Below are 15,672 nucleotides of genomic sequence, written 5' to 3'. Positions count from 1 at the left end.
TAAGAACTCTGACCAAACATGGCACGCTCGAACTCTTTTGACCGCACCGTGTTCTTGAAATTCGTGGGCGGTCGCAGGATCCCGCTAAAGCAAGAGGTTTCTTGCACCTCATTTGCTGCAGTTGCCTGGCTTTTCAGGCCACATGGCGCCATTCCATGACCACTTCCCTTTGGCCCACTTCGTACCGAGGTAATCCCAAAAGGCGAAGCAACCGTTCGGTCATGCGGCATGACGTCGGACGGTATTGGTCGATTTTTTCCACCTCCTCGACAAGAAAGCGTACCAAATGTCGCTTTAGCGTAAAATTTGTGCCTTCCACATGGCGTAGTCCACCGGTTACCCGCACCATGTCCTGCCTTGTGAGCAGTCGAAGAGCTTCCAGAGCTTCAAAAAGTTCATGGAGTCCCATTTGGGGATTCTGAAGGAGGTAGTGAAAGAAGGCTGCCGGAAAGAAACGCAGGGCACTGGTTACGGGATTGGCCGCTGTGGTCCCAAGACCACATTGACTGCCGGCTCGCACCACATCACTTAAGGCCCAGAGTTCGTGAATGTCGCCTGCGGTCCCTTGCCCTGCCAGCACGCGGTCCAAAACCCTTCCCAAGGCCCTGGTCCCTCGAAAACAGGATGGGCACTGGCCACAGGACTCCTCGGAAAGCCAGTCCGTAAAATGCCTGGCCAAACGCACCACATCATCATCTTCGCCGATAAAGACCAATCCCCCAGATCCCAGCATGGCCCCGGCATCATTGAACGTGTCAAAGTCCAGGGGTGTCTGCAGCAGATAGGCTCGAGCTCCCGTCAAGGACAGAATGGCTCCGGAAGGACCTCCGATTTGCACACCGGAAAGCTTTTTTCCCTCCTGAATTCCTCCGCACATTTCGATGATGTCCCCAAGGGTTTTCCCAAAACGCACTTCCACCAAGCCCGTCTTCTTCACAATACCGGCGACGGAAAAGATCTTGGTCCCTCCGCTTCTCGATGTGCCCAAACCGGCATACCAGGAACTGCCTCGATGAATGATCACAGGCACATTGGCAAAGGTTTCCACGTTATTGAGCAACGTGGGTTTACCCCACAGGCCGCGCACGGTGTTGGACGGTGCCTTGATGGTGGGTTCGGCAGGCTTTCCTTCAATGGCCCTCATGATGGCTCGTTTTTCCCCAGCCACAAAAGCCCCGGCCCCCAGCCGAATCTCAATGTCAAAATCCAAACCGGGAACCCCGAAAATATTGCGCCCTAAAAACCCGCTCCTTCGAGCTTCAAACAAAGCGTCCTCAAGGCTTCTCACGGCATCTTCGTATTCCTTGCGCACATAAATCACCCCATAGCGGGCTCCTACGGCAATGGCCGCCAGGATCATTCCTTCCAAAACCTGATGTGGTTTTTCCTCAATGAGCGTTCGATCCATGAAGGCCCCTGGATCGCCCTCATCCCCATTGGCCACAATGAGCTTGAGGCAATCCCGGTTGCCGTCTTCGGCTTCGATGCGGCACACAGCCCGTTGCATGGCTTCCCATTTACGACCCGTGGGAAAACCGGCTCCACCACGCCCTCGAAGTCGTGCTTCACGCACCTCAAAGATAATCCGCTCGGCACTCCAGGCAGGTTCTCCTCGAAAACCCAGGACACGAAACACGGACTCATATCCCCCTGCCTCTCGATAAGAGGCCAAGCGTGCAGGGTCTCCCGCCGCAGCGGCAAAGCCTAGAACCACTCGATCCTGAGCGGATCGAAACGAAAGTTCATCAGAATCCTTAGAGCTTTCCTCTTCGGTTGCTTCCTCGACCACGGGAGGCACATTTGAACCTTCATCCTTCAAAACCACGCAGAGGTATTCCCTCGAAGATTCCACCACAAACACCCGATCTGTGTAGGGCCCCAAGAACAGCGTGTTTTCCAAAGACGATAAAACCACTCGTCCGTCGATTACGCAAACCGTCGGGGGAAGTGCCGCATTCAGAATTGTTTCGTCCGTCAGGTCGGGAAGGCCGAGACCTCGAACCAGCCGCCGATTTTTGGTATAGATCACAGCACCGTATCGATCCGATCCATCGACATGCTGAATCTTGAAGGGAAAAACGCGAGGAATCAGACGACCCAACTGGACCCTATCGCCATCGGGTCTTTCCACGAAGACCATCCCGTCGGCATCAAGAATCAAGGCCCCGCCGGCTAAAGATTCGTCCCGGAAAGATTGCCGCAGTGTCGCTTCGCGCCGCGCTTTGGGAAACACCTCGACGCCATGGACTGTCAAGGTCTCGACAGGCTCACTGATCCTTGTAGACATCAGCTTTTCTACAAGACGCGCCACGAACACTTGTCGATTTTCGTAGTCGGGACCTTGAATTAATCGACTGACAAGCCGAGGAATATCTTCAGGCTGCTGTCGGCCGTAAAATCGGTCACCCGCTCTCACCACGGGTGCCAAATGACACACACCAAAGCAGTCCATTTCCACATATTGGACGCCATAACGACCCACGGCTTCCACTTCCGCCCCGATCTCAAGGGTCAAACGCCGGGATAACTCAGGTTGATCTCTCAGAAAACAGGCGGTGCCTTTGCAAACGTAGATGATGATGTCTCCCGATGGATCGGCACTGTACTGTTTGTACGACGCAATGACACGAAGAACATCGTCAGGATCCAAGGCGAGCTGTTCGACGATGTTTTGGCACGCCTCTGGAGTCACATACCCAAACAAGCCCTGAACCTCATGAAGAACTCGAGGCAGATAGGCTTTGGCATCCAAGCCTTTCAGCACATGGTAGAGTTCTTTGACTTTTTCACGTTCCACAAAACATTGGACCACGTCGGGTCTAAAAAAGAACGCTTTCAGCCACCATTTTTTTTCTTTTGACGTGTAGGCGACGCGATGAGCAGCATGTTCGGGAAGTCGGTTAAAACGATCACATTCCTGCTCGAGACACGCCATCTGCACCGTTTCGTCGGCATAGCAGGTTCTGAGAAGGCGGCGATAAGCGGCCTCGTTTTCGATCAAGAACCGGATAAAAAACCCATGATTGGCATCGCTCGCCTCCATGTCTTCCATGAGGTACAGGGAGGCCTTTTCCAAATCCTTGACAGGAAAACTTCGCCCTGAACTTCCCCACACCTCGGTCAAGGCTTTATTGAACTCCTTCCACAGATCCGAACCGTTCGAGGATTCCAAGGCTTCGGCTGAACGCGCCTTAAAGGCTTCAGCGCACCCCGTCATAACCGCCATGATTTCCTGAAGCCATACCAGCGATTCAGGTCCCAAGGGCCCGGCACAAGACCTTTTCTGGTCGGACGGCAACGATCGAACCCATTGAAGACCTCCCAATCGACCTCGAGCTTCGCTGATCATTCCCTCCATCAAAGCTTGGGCTCGATCGCTGCTCTCCATGGTCGCTTCATGAAAATGCTTCAAGGCCGCGGCTAGATCTTCGGGAAGCTCGGTGCGGCAATTTCTGAGGAATTCAAGAATCATGTCGATGATGTCTTTTTCACGCCAGTCTCTTCGTTCGAGGCTTTGCTGAACCAGGAGAGCAAGAGGCTTTCCAGAATCAGGCCCCCATGGACCTAAAGCTTTTTCCTGAAGCTGTGAGGCAAAGTTCGTCAAGACCTCCGGCACATCTTCTAGAAGCAACCGCAACTCATCGAGTCCCGCACGAAGCACACTCACCACGGTTGCTAGAGGCCAAAGTTCCTTTGGAAGGCGCGTATCTCGAATCCTTCCCGCATGGGCCAAACTGGTTTTAAGACGCTCGACCCATGAAAAGGGATCACAGCTCATCCGGGGGTGCAAAGGCTGATAGACGCTCATGATTTCTTCTCCGTCAAAAAAGTTTTTCGATCTTCGCCCATGATTCAGCGCCCGTTCTCATCGAGCCCTCCAAGGCGCCATGGGAAGTTTTCATGAAATTCTCACCCGGCTTGGAACCGTAAAGCCTGTCGGGAACGCATCTTCCCAGAGAGCGCAGGCATTTCGCCCGCATCATCGGTAGGCCCAAAACCAGCTCTCCTAGGAAAAACACGGCTTAAGGCTTCCCGGGGACGAGGCGACACCTCGCCCCTCCCTTGATACGGCGCTAGAGAGCTTGACATTGCGAGTTCTCGGAAAGCCCGCCTAGACGACGGTAAATTTCCTCCTGGGATCCCCGAAGCCAGGTGTTCCAAGCCTCGGCCGATTCTCTTTCAGCCTCCTTTTCCAAAACCAAAGGAGAGACACCGAGAACGGCTTGAAATCCCTCATCCACTTCTCGAATGCGATGCCGACGGTCTTCTCGATCCGAGGCTCTCAGACGTTCGATGCGCTGGAACCATTGTTCCATGAAAAAGTCTCGAAAATCCTCGCCGCTTGGAGAATGGGTCTGTTTTTGGTATTGGCGAAGAAGATGAAAAACACTGTATCGATTGACGGTGCCCGTGTACCACGCCTGGACGATGCGAAGCCTTTTTCGGTCCAGCTCGTGCACGATTTGGCGGATTCGAGTCCTAAAGGATTCCATGCGCTCTTTTTCCAACAATTCCGAAAGTTCTCGGTACATGGCCTCCTTGATGGTGCCCAGGGCAATGCCGCGGCGTTGAATCACGTCTCGAGCCTCTTCCATCCCTTCCTCCCGAAGCAGCCCCTGGCGAACTTTGGAAAAGGCTTTGTCGGCTTCGTAGAGTTCATGGCTTTGGGACGCCAACCTTCGAGCGACGGCCATGGTCATGATCCAGATTCGATCTTGACGCCATCGGGCTCGGTTTTGCCATTCACGGTTGAAGGCGAGGCGTAGATCATCCTTGTTCAAGCCTTCCAGGTTGTAACCCTCCTCCCAGAAAGCCTCAAAGCATGCATCGGCACCCTTGGATTCGGCATCATCGCGTACTATGTGGAATCGCATAAAGAGCTGCAATTCGCGCACGGCGGCCACCACATCGGGTTTTTCACCTCGAGGAACCCCTTCCTGGAGACATCGTCGAATGGGTTCCAGATCTTTCATGCGGTTCACCAACAAACTGTAACGAGCCCCAAATCCCTTTGATAAAGGAGCCGGTAAGGGTTCCGTGACTCGATCATTGGTAAACTGAAGCCAGGCGGCTTCAATAACATCCGAGGTTTCACGGATTTCTCGCAACAGAGCCGTGATGACATCCAGGTCCCCTTCCCTTTTGGCCAGGACGAAAAGGTAGTGCAAAAGCCGCTCTCTATCGAAATCACCACGACGCCGTACGGCCGATTCCACTTCTTTCATCCACCGCGGAAACCTTCTCTCGTACCAATCCACCTCCGTGCTCGGTATGCCCTCCAAAACAACCCCTGAAAAGGCTTCCACAAGGAACCGCCATCGTGCCAAACTGACCATCTTCTGAAGCGCATCCAAAAGAAGGGTCTCTTTCCACTGAGGAAAACTTTGAAACCAGCCGAATATTTTTTCCAAAATTTCGGAAGGTTGAATTCCACGGCGCAAAGCGTTCGAGATCCAGGCTCGAAGGCTTTCCGCAGGAAGCCATTGAGCCCGGTTCGATGCAACAGCATTTTCCACAATCTCGGCCAGGAGCCGCTCCCGTTCCTGCTCTTCCAGTAACTCGCGAATCATATCCCGAATCCATTGAGGCTCCCTGCCTTCAGCCTTCGAAACTGTGAAATTTTCGCCAAAGGAGATGTTCGATGTCTGAAAAGCTTTCCACGCTAGCTCCAGACGCCGATCCATGTCCGGGCTCGTTTTTCCGAAGCCCGTTTCTTCTTCGTGAGCCATCATGTCCCGACACAGTCTTTCCAAGTGGGCTTTCAATTGAGAGATGCTCTGAACCTCCCCCGAATCCCCTGAATCCTCAAGGAAGCCCCGAGATTGCTTTCCTGTTGGAACTTCTCCTAACGGTTGAATCCATGCAGTCAAAACATCCCGAAAAAAGACCTCCTTGTCGCCCCGATGCTCCATCTCTCGAAGAAGCTCTTCGGCCACGGTTCGAGGTGCCGGAAAATTTTCCTGATGCCAGTAAGCGTTTTTGATTACTTTCGAAAATTCTTCCCAGTTATCGATGCGATACTGAGGGTGGTTCATGGCCAGAAGATCCTGATTCCACCACTGGAAAAAGCCTTCTTCGAAACGTTCCAGTCGATAGGCCAAAAGACGACGACGATCTTGCTTCCCGAGCAGATGAAGATACGGAACGGTTGCATAGAATCGTTCCGCTTGAACTTCGGGATCTTCACGTTGGGCCGATGGAGCGCCGGCCACCAAACGTCGTTCCATCGTGAGCCAGTCCGCTCGGTTTTTGAGGCGTTCCCACTCCTTATTCAAACGCATCTCACCGTTTCGAATCAGCCATTGTCTTTCTTCCGGCTGAATCTTTTCCGTGGCTTCATAACCGATGGTCGCCACTAGGCCTTGATAGAAAGCTTCCATATCCGGCCGCTTACACACATCGGGCTTAGATGCAAGGCTTTGCCACTGAGTCATAGCCTTGTCCATGACCCTTCGGCGCACATCTTGCTCTTTGACGTCCAGCACCCTGGTGATGCGAAGCTTTAAAGGGTGCCCTTTAGGCAAGCGCCGCCATGCCGCAGGATTTTTAAAAAGATCGTAAGCTGAACTGAAACCGTTCTCAGAAAAAGCCTGAGCCGATGCCGTTCGCAAAAGTTGTGTGAGCCTTTCGCGGTGAACCGGCGAAAGATGCACGCATTCGGCGGCATGGTGTCGGCCTTGGGCCAGCCCCAGAGCAAAACCGGTACAGCGACTTTCTCCGCACGCTCCACAGTTCATGCCAGGAAGAATCGACACCAGGGCTTTCACAAGCTCATCGCTGCCCGAACGGCCATTCAAAAGCCCAGCCCACTGAAGTAGGAATTTTTCTGGAACCATATGCCATTGAACCAGTCGGGGAGCCATGATCCGCGTGGATTCATCCAAAAGAGCTTGACGCACAGGTTCCAGGTCGCCGGTTTCCGCAGCCGCCATGACATCCGTTTTCAATTCTCGAACCATAAAATGGGCCAGATGCACTCCACATTCGTCTTCATCCACGCAGATGGGATGTTTTTGACGTCGATAAATGGGTGCAGCCCGGTCCTGAAATTTTTGCACAGCCTTGCGTGCCAAATCATGGGCTAGCTTTTCCCATGGAGGAACCATGACCGAGGCCAAGGATGGAATCTGGTCCACAGAAAGGCTCAGAGGTTCTCCTTGAACTTTTTTACGCTGCGCAACGACCCATAGATAAAAAGCCTCGGCGAATTGGACCAAGGTTCGCGTGTGGAGTATGGAGGCTTCTTCAGGAGAAAGTTGTTGAAGCCTCGGTGCCTGAAGGCTTACCTTTTCCAACGGCATCATGTCTCGTAGATGTTCTAAAAATTCCAGAGGGGTTCCCGCCGTGGGGAAACTGACCGGAACTCCCAAGCAAGCCGATACAGTCTCAGTCTCCAACGATGCTTTAAACCGGACCACATGGTCGGCCAGAGTGTTCAAAATACGGTGCATTTCTTCTGCATCCGTGTTGATGTCGACGGGCGGAGTCGACCCCAAAGCAAGGGCCTGGGTACGTGTCCACACTCGAAAATCGGCTTCTCCAAAAGTTCGAGATCCCGGTTCTTTCCAATAGCTTTCCCACTGTAATCGACATTCTCTTTCCAGTAGTTGGGTCCATTCTTTTCGTGTGGCCAGTTCGTATCCACGACGTTGCCGTACCAGAGCCTTGAGGATGCGTTCCGGGAACATGGCCCGCACACGATCCATCAAAGCCCTTGGACCGTCTTCCCTGTTTTTCCATCCCGCCAGGCTCCATGAGGTGAAAAGGCGTAAGCTTTGCGCAATCAGGTGTTTTCGAGGCAAAGGCTGAAGAATCATGTCCTGGAGCTCTCGTATTTCGCTCAACAATTCGTCCAGCACCTTGGCCCGCTGCTGATGCCAGCGGCGAGAAACGGATCGGCAATCCTCTTCCAAATGGCCTTGCAGTTCATGGATGGGGGTCAAGATACGTATGGCCGCTTCATCAAATTGGGCCGTTTCTTCAGGAGACACCACATCCGCTTCGTAGGGATCCTTAAAACTGGCATGCCGTATGTGAAAACCATCGGCCATCAACCCTTCCAAAACCGAGACGGCATTGGGCAAAGGCTCTCTTTCGATCACCCGCTGAATCACAACAAGCATAAGATCCGTCAAAGACAGAAAACGGCGCCATCCCAAAACGGCTTGCAGTCGCGCCGCGTGCTCTTCGGTCATGGTCTCTGCCAAACAAAACTGGTGACAACGAAGCAACAGGTAACAGAAAGCTTCCAAGGAAATTTCAGGTTTCAGCGTTGGATCCAGGCGATGACGTAACTGGTCGGCGCATTTTTGAGCAATGAAGGAAAGCGGTTCGTTTTCATGGGTCAGTAGCTGGTGTTCAAGCCAGAGAAGCACATCTTCGTGAGTGACGCAGGGGGCTTCAGGATTTTCGGACTTTAAATAACGTAACCGATCCAGCCTTCGATCATGAAAGGATGGATCCGTTCGGTGATAGTTTTCCACCAGAAGAAACCATCGAACCCATGGTAAAAGATCACAAGGCTGTGTCGAAAAAAAACCCACCTTCCGTGCATGTTCTCGCGAATCTCTCGAAGCAAACCACACGTGGCGGACTGCTCCGAGAAAGACCTTTTCCGGATCCAAATCCTCGGCTTCCGTGCTCCATGCCTGATCGATTCTTTGGAGCTCCTCAAGAGCCTGCTCCACCCTTCTATGGACGTTGAAAGTGGTTTCTTGAAACAGAAAACATTCCCCAAGTGTTCCTGTAACTTCTCCCGCCGCTCTGCGAAGAGCGCTTTCCAGATCGGCGGACAGACCTGCGTAAAATTGTTCCAAAGAAGATTGCAAGATGATTCCTTCGATGCCCATGGTCATCCCCCGTCTTGAACTCAGATGGCTCTTTGGCCGCTGATTTCAGGCCACACCCATGTGCGGAAATATTCCAGGTAAAACTCCTGGGATTTTGTGCAGCCGGCCAAGACGTGGCGCCGCACATGGTCTTCAACGGTTTTCCTTTTTTCTTCAGGACTCATGGAATCTTCCAGCTCGTTGACAAATGATTGAAGTTTTTGCCGTGACGGCCCTTCAAAGAAGTCCTCGATTTCCGGAGCGTAGAGTTTCACCAAAACTTCACGCTGCACACATCGGTCGATGTTTTCACGATAGGTCCACAGGTAGCCCGATTCCAACCGTCCCACAGCCTCTGCAGAAGCTTCGGCCATCAAACGGCTCCACTGGGATTCCTCGTCCTGAGCTAAAGATTCCAAAAGCAGGCGATCGTAATCTTCAGGATTGAGAAACAGGGGCCTAGACATGGACAGGCCCACAAGACTTTTCACAATTCTTTCGATACGATCCTTTTCTTCCGGCTCGAAAGGAACAAAAAAGAACGTAGCCGCTTCTTTCTCATCGTCTTCCAGAACACATGCCCAGGGCATAGCGGGCTGTGCCCCGGCTTCTTCTGCGAGCTGTTCCGACCGTACGGAAAGGATTTCCCTCGCCGGCCCTTCAGATGTTTCCACTCGAAACGTTTCCTTCGGCTCCGAAATATCCAGCCTGAATCGATTCAGAAGGATGTTGGAAACGAAAGGAGGCGGTGATCCAGAAAGGAGAAGCCGTGCTTTTTCGCGGTCCGGGTCCGATCCACCGTAGTAGAGCAAAACCAGGGCGCGTCGCCAGTCCTTGTGCCCCAAATCCGCAGCCACTCGTGCCAGGCGCTTTTCCAGCTCCAGGACCAAACGCTGCCGAAGGACTGTTTCTCCATAGAGCTCCCGAGGTCCTACAAATTCCACCTGGTGATAATGGGCAAGAAGCCGCCCATAATTTCGAGTGATGATCAGACGATGCAGCTCTTGAACAAAGGCTTCTTCAGGATCATTTCGGCCCTCGAGGTGCTTGGGAACTCGAGTGTGTCGTGCCAAAGCCCGCACATGCAGCGCGGTCAATTCCTGGATCCAATCTTTAAGGGTTTCATCTTCCTCGACCCATCGTTGCAAGGCTTCCTGTTCCCACGGTTGTAAAGGGCTGAAGAGAAGATGGGTCGAAAGCAGGAGGTCTTTCATTTCCGGGACCGTGATTTCACGACCACCTAAGCCACCAACCAGGCTGCGCAAAAGGACGGAGCTTTCATGATTCGATCCTTGATGCATGCGGGCGCACGCATTGAAAACTCGAGAAGCCAACGGAGGAACGGAACCGAAACTGTTGGATCGATCGAGGACGGCCACCGCCCGAAGACCTTGTATCCAGCCTTGAAGATCCTCCTCAGGGAATGGATTCATGAGTCGCACAGACACACATCCCATCCCTCGCCAGCCTTCCTCTTCCAGTTCCTGAAGGGCTTCCACCGCGTTGGGGAATAAAGACCCTTGAAGGATGAGAAGGGTTTCCAGTCCCTCCTTGTCCTTCAACGAAGCTTCTTTCCAGGCTGATCCGGCCGTTCGCACTTCCAAGGGATGCAAGGAGACACCGGTCAGTCTTCGTACGGCCTCCACTGCTGTGGGCCACACATGGCGCACCATCTCATGAGCCTTTTCCACCTCACTTTGGGTTTCCTGATATGTGGCCGCCGTACAACTTGGACCATGGACCACCCTTTGCCCGGCCTTATTGACGATGCGCCCTTCCAGAAAATCAAAGTCTTGCAAGGTTTCCGTAAGCCATCGACGCACCACCGTATCGGGCGGCACCCGGGTCAGCCCGATTTTGTGTGTGTCGGTAATGCCGCCGATGGAAAGGATCACGGGCAACTTGGCAAAGTGGGTCAAGAGCCGAGCCAGATACAAACAAGGCACGTATTCTTGAATGCTTTTGGGAGCCAGCATGATGCCGCCATCATCTCGAAAACTCATGAAATCCGTGTGACTTTCTTCGATATTCAGATTAGGTGCCGCTAAGGCCCGCTTGGTTAAAAGAAAGAGACCTTCCAAGCGCGCCCCTACAAACTGAGGAATTATTTCCGTAAAGAGCCTCCAGCCTTGGGAAGCCGTAAAAGTGACGGGAAGGAATAAGCCGGTGCGAGCCACACCCAGAAGTTTTTCCGCTGCCACTTTTTCCGACGGGTTGAGTTCATCCACCACGATATAGGGATGGCCGTTGGCAAAGGCTTCCGCCATGGCATAGAAAGGATTTCCAGCCGGCGTAATAGGAAAACCTACATAGAAAAGGGGATGTTCAGGCAGCGCGATCTGGGATAAAACCATGCCTGCAAGAGTCCCGCCCATGATCATGAAGGCGTCTCCAGGATCTTCAGCACAACGACGGGAATCTCCTGCAGAAAAAGTTTCGAGCGAAGCCATGTCTTCAAAGGAAATATCGCGTTTGCCGGCACCGTTCATGAGAATGGGGGATGACCATTCGTGTCGTTCACTTCGAGCTTTGTCCATGGCCTTGCTGTAAAGGTCGAGGAGTTTCGGGTTCTTAAGAACAGCATCGGGGAATCCTTGAATAAGCAGAGACTTATCCTGGTCCCAGTTGAATGGAAGGCCGGCATGAACCAGAGAATCAAAAATGGCGGACACCGCCACCAAGTTGGACACCATGCCCGTCTGTCCGGACAGACGCTCCATGATTCCGTCCATGTCCAGAGTCACCATGCGGCATGAAATCAGGGCGCGGCACAAAGCTCGCAACCTTTTCCCCTCTTTCGAGGTAGCCGTAATCCCCATGGAACCCAAAACGCGGTCCAGTTCCGATTCCAACCGCTCATAGGTCCATCCGCCTTCTTGGAAAGCTTGTTGCCGCAGGGTGGAAATCACAGGTTGAAGGCTTTCCGGACAAAATCGAACCACGTCCTGCCAGAGCTTTTCTGGAGCCTCCCAATGGTTGACGATCACCGTCCCTCCAAGGCGCAAAGATCCAAAAAGCATCTCAGGATCTCTTTTCATTTCCTCAAAATTGGTCACCGCTACCACAAGAGCCTCGAAAGAAAACATGGCGTCTTTTCTTTCCAGAGGACGGCTGTTGACAAAGGTCGCCGAAAGGACAGGTGTTCCTCTTTTGGACGAACCAAACTGCCAGGCCATGCCCGCCCAGCAGCCTTTGGCTGTAAGGAACTGGGCGAACACACGGTTTATCGCAATGCCTCGGTCCCCGGCCAGGCTGGCTACGGCGATGGTAAACGGTCCAAATCGGGAAATCACTTCTCGAAGAGCTTCTCGTTCATGAACGGAAGCCTGAAGATGCTGGGCTCGTATGAGCCCTCCAGTGAGCAAAAATTCTCTCTTTAATTGCTGGGATAAACGATACTGCTGGAGTTCGCTCCAAGCCGCTAGAGTCCGTTCTTCCAGGATGCGATCCAAAATTTGAAATAAAAGTTGAGTAAGGCTATCTTCGCCAGAAGTCGGAGAAGTGGCACTGTCTTGCGATCGAAGGAGCTCTTTACCGATGGGATCCGATTCCCACAGGGCAACGGCCGCCTCTCGAAGTCTGCCATAGGCTTTCCGCAGCTGTTCCAAAGCCTCCCGAGCTTCCTGACGTAACCGACTCAGGTGTTCTTCCTCCCCAAATGTCTCCAACCCTTCTTCAAAGGCTTCCAAGCTTTCCAAAGCTCGAAGCACAGCTTGCCATTGCTTTTCTTCCTCCTCCTGAAAGCCGTTCCGCAGTTCTGTATAGCGAGCCCCTGATTCCTGCCCCAAAAGCCGAAGCACCATCTCCCGTTCCAAGCCAGCAGCAAAATGCGGCTTGAGCCGACCTTCCTCATCAAAAAGGACAGCATAAGGAAAAACACTTCCATCATGCCGTGATGAAGCCCAGCGGGATCGAAGTTCATCCAGAAAGGCACGAACACGCCTCTCCGCCTGCAGAATCAGCCGAGTTTCCATATCAATCTGCCAATTCATCTGATCTCGATAGGTTTCCAGCTGCATGATAAGGAAACGGGCCAAAGCGTTCCTGGGCATCCAACGACCGGTTTCGGGATCTCGAACCAACAAGGCCTTGTAGCGAGGATCCCTGGAGACCCAATACAGCACGGGCTTAGGATCCAGGCGCCATTCTTCGTAGGGTTTTCCTCGATCTTCGGGATGAAAAGGAGCGACCCGTTTTCGATATCTTCCGTAAAACACCACTTCGGGCAGCATGCCTGCATGGGCCATGATTCGGGCATAATCATCGGGATCCTGCCCGAAAAATTTGCCGGTTTCCGGACATGGTGTCACATCCCAACGGATGGCCGACTGCCCCAGGCGGTCAGCCAAGAGCCAAAACTCTTGGTTGGACGCTCGATTCCCGCTGTGCCCCATCCCCACCAAGATGCCCGGAAATTCCGCCGCGAGATTGATGAGAGTCCACTGGATTTTCTGGTTGCCCATGAGGAATTTCCCGATGGGTGTGGTGAGGGTTCCCATGCCGAGCAGAGAACTTGCTGAACTTTCACCCCCCGTGTTGGAATAAACCTGCGTGTCGGTAATGGTGATAAAATGCAAAGCATTGGCCCAACGCTGTCGAATGAGAAAAGCCTGCTGACGTAAGGCATTGAGCCACGCGGGAAGCCCGATCACGGCGCCTCCGTCACCTCCTTGGCTCACCACATAACGGCGCCCTTTTTTGAGCAGTCCCATGCGCACGGCACGATCGAAAACCTGAGCCATGGCTTCACCGAAGGCAAAGCCTCCGCCGAACACGGTTCGTCCCCCCGGGACTTTCTGAGCCGTTTCGTTCATCTTATTTAGGGTTTCGCTCATGCAACCCGTTTCACAGGTAAAAGTCACATGAGGGGCCTCGCCACGAGCCAAACTCATGGCCATGGCCATGGCAACAGGAACCGATAAAACCTGTGCTTCGGCACAGGAAGGACATGCGGAATGTCCGCCGGCAAAAGCCATAGGGCCGTATCGAGCGTGAAGCTGTGCGGAGGACCGAGGAAGATCGTCCAGAAGCTTGCGGGCAACGGCAGCTTCCGCCTGCAAGAGCTCAGGATGTCGGGAAAAGACGTCCTGCAATCTTCTCGTTAAGTCATTTAGCAAAGGGCTTTTGGTGACCGGGTGTTTTTGGGGAAGGTGAGGGCTTAGAATGAGCCCTTCTCTTGCCACTTCCCGCAGAGCTTCCGCATGCACCCGTGGGGGCACGTCTTCTTCTCGGGGAGCAAGAATGAGATCAATCTCTCTATCCCGCCACAGGCGGGCGATGGATCGACCGTCCCACAACCCCTGTTTTTTCAAAAAGCGGGTCATATCATTGGCCGGCACTTGGACCTGAAGAACCGAAGAAGCTCTAAAATGAGGCAAGTTAAAATCCTGGGAAGGGACCTCAAAAAGCCCCGTGGCTCTAACTTGAAGCCCTGCATGAAGAGCCGCCGTCATGAGGTCTTGTTCTAGGCGGCCGTCTTTACTGGCACACAAAAGGCCGGCTACATAACGTGGCCGAATGAGGCAAGCAGGGGGGGTGTTGGGAAAAACCGTGACGGTCAATCCCCTTTCCGGAACAAGCCTTTGAACCCCCTCCTGCGGCACAGGCTCCAGCACTTTCTGCCGAAGCACTCCTAGCGACACAAAGCCATCTGGCGCGCCATCAAAAGAAATAGACCGCACCTTGAAGGGAAAAGCACGGGGGGGATCCTTTTCAAGAGCCGTGAGCCAATGATCCCATGCTGTGGCGTGTTCCGCGTAAAGCCGAATTCCGATGCCCTTCTCCAAGAGGGCACGACGCCCCAAACGAGATCCCCGCTCTTCCGTGTATGGCACGGAAACAAGACAGGAACAGCGCAGGCGGCACAAGCCGCAGTGCGTGCAATGATCTTCCACAGGCCCTAAAAGTTTGATCCCTGCACCAGTCACATGAATGCGCATTTCATGACACAAGCCCACACAATGCAGACATTCCGTACACTGCGTTGTATCCACACGCACCTTGCGGGACAAATACCGCACACGCTTGTCCGTACTATGCCGTTCCACCAGGTTATGACTGCCCAAAACTAGAAAATCACCGAAATCATCATAGCGTGCAGGATCCTGAGAGCGAGAGCACATCAACTGAGCAAAGGCAAATAGAAAGGGTCCCAAGGTTGCATGGTCCAGGGGAGTTTCCAGAAGGGTGTAGTCACCTCTAGGGTCCTCGAGAAAAACGGCGGCGCCGAAAGCTTCAGACTTTTCCTTAGCCGAATGGACCAAAAGAACATAAAACCGGCCATCGACAAGATGGGTTCGGCATAAAGACAGCGGCATCGATGTGGACTCCGCTAAGCGAAGCCGATCACGGGCATAGCGGGCTCCAAGCAAACCGAGCCGCACTCCCGGCGCAAGCCATTCCTCCGAAAGGATTCGATACCGGCCCTGCGGTGTTTCTAGACACACACCCAGGCCGTCGCCTTCCGGTCGAATAGGCCATAAGACGGCTTCAGAGCGAGCCAAACATTCTTCGAGACCGAAAGTGAGTGGAAAAGACGACATCAAAGACAAATAAGCATCCTGCATGGCTTCTCCTTCATGGTGTTACGGCCGCTGATGGAAAGAGATCGAGGAATGAAAATGAAGAAAACTCGCAGGAAAAAGAATTCCGCATTCGAGCGTCGGCAACGCTCGTGTCACTGCACAGGATTGGGAAAGCCCTCAGCGGCTCGATTCAATGGAATACTTGGGAAAAAATGCGGCGGGCCTTCCATCGGGGGTAGTCAATGGGGGACCGTCGCTTAGCGGTAGATTCAATAAATAAAGATTGGCTTCAGTGGTCAAGAAAAATTTTTTCACATAGT

3 protein-coding genes are annotated in these 15,672 nt (G+C 53.2%); all 3 read right to left on the bottom strand.

Annotated features, from left to right (window positions below):
* Positions 1-133 precede the first annotated feature (133 nt).
* Positions 134-3,808: an NAD(P)H-dependent oxidoreductase subunit E gene (locus WHS46_00620; GenBank protein ID MEJ5347177.1), complete on the bottom strand. Its 3,675-nt coding sequence runs from the start codon at positions 3,806-3,808 to the stop codon at positions 134-136.
* Positions 3,809-4,073: 265 nt separating this feature from the next.
* Positions 4,074-8,849, bottom strand: coding sequence for a (Fe-S)-binding protein (locus tag WHS46_00615; GenBank protein ID MEJ5347176.1), 4,776 nt, complete (start codon positions 8,847-8,849; stop codon positions 4,074-4,076).
* Positions 8,850-8,869: 20 nt separating this feature from the next.
* Positions 8,870-15,394, bottom strand: coding sequence for a hypothetical protein (locus WHS46_00610; GenBank protein MEJ5347175.1), 6,525 nt, complete (start codon positions 15,392-15,394; stop codon positions 8,870-8,872).
* Positions 15,395-15,672: the final 278 nt, after the last annotated feature.

It is taken from the genome of Desulfosoma sp., assembly GCA_037481875.1.
Classification (GTDB): Bacteria; Desulfobacterota; Syntrophobacteria; order Syntrophobacterales; family DSM-9756; genus Desulfosoma.
Note: the sequence above shows the minus strand (reverse complement) of the source record. Positions and strands in the feature narration are given on the sequence as shown.

Coding starts and splice junctions, on each gene's coding strand:
- WHS46_00620 (MEJ5347177.1), bottom strand. CDS start 3,808: ATGAGCGTCTATCAGCCTTTGCACCCCCGGATGAGCTGTGATCCCTTT.
- WHS46_00615 (MEJ5347176.1), bottom strand. CDS start 8,849: ATGGGCATCGAAGGAATCATCTTGCAATCTTCTTTGGAACAATTTTAC.
- WHS46_00610 (MEJ5347175.1), bottom strand. CDS start 15,394: ATGCAGGATGCTTATTTGTCTTTGATGTCGTCTTTTCCACTCACTTTC.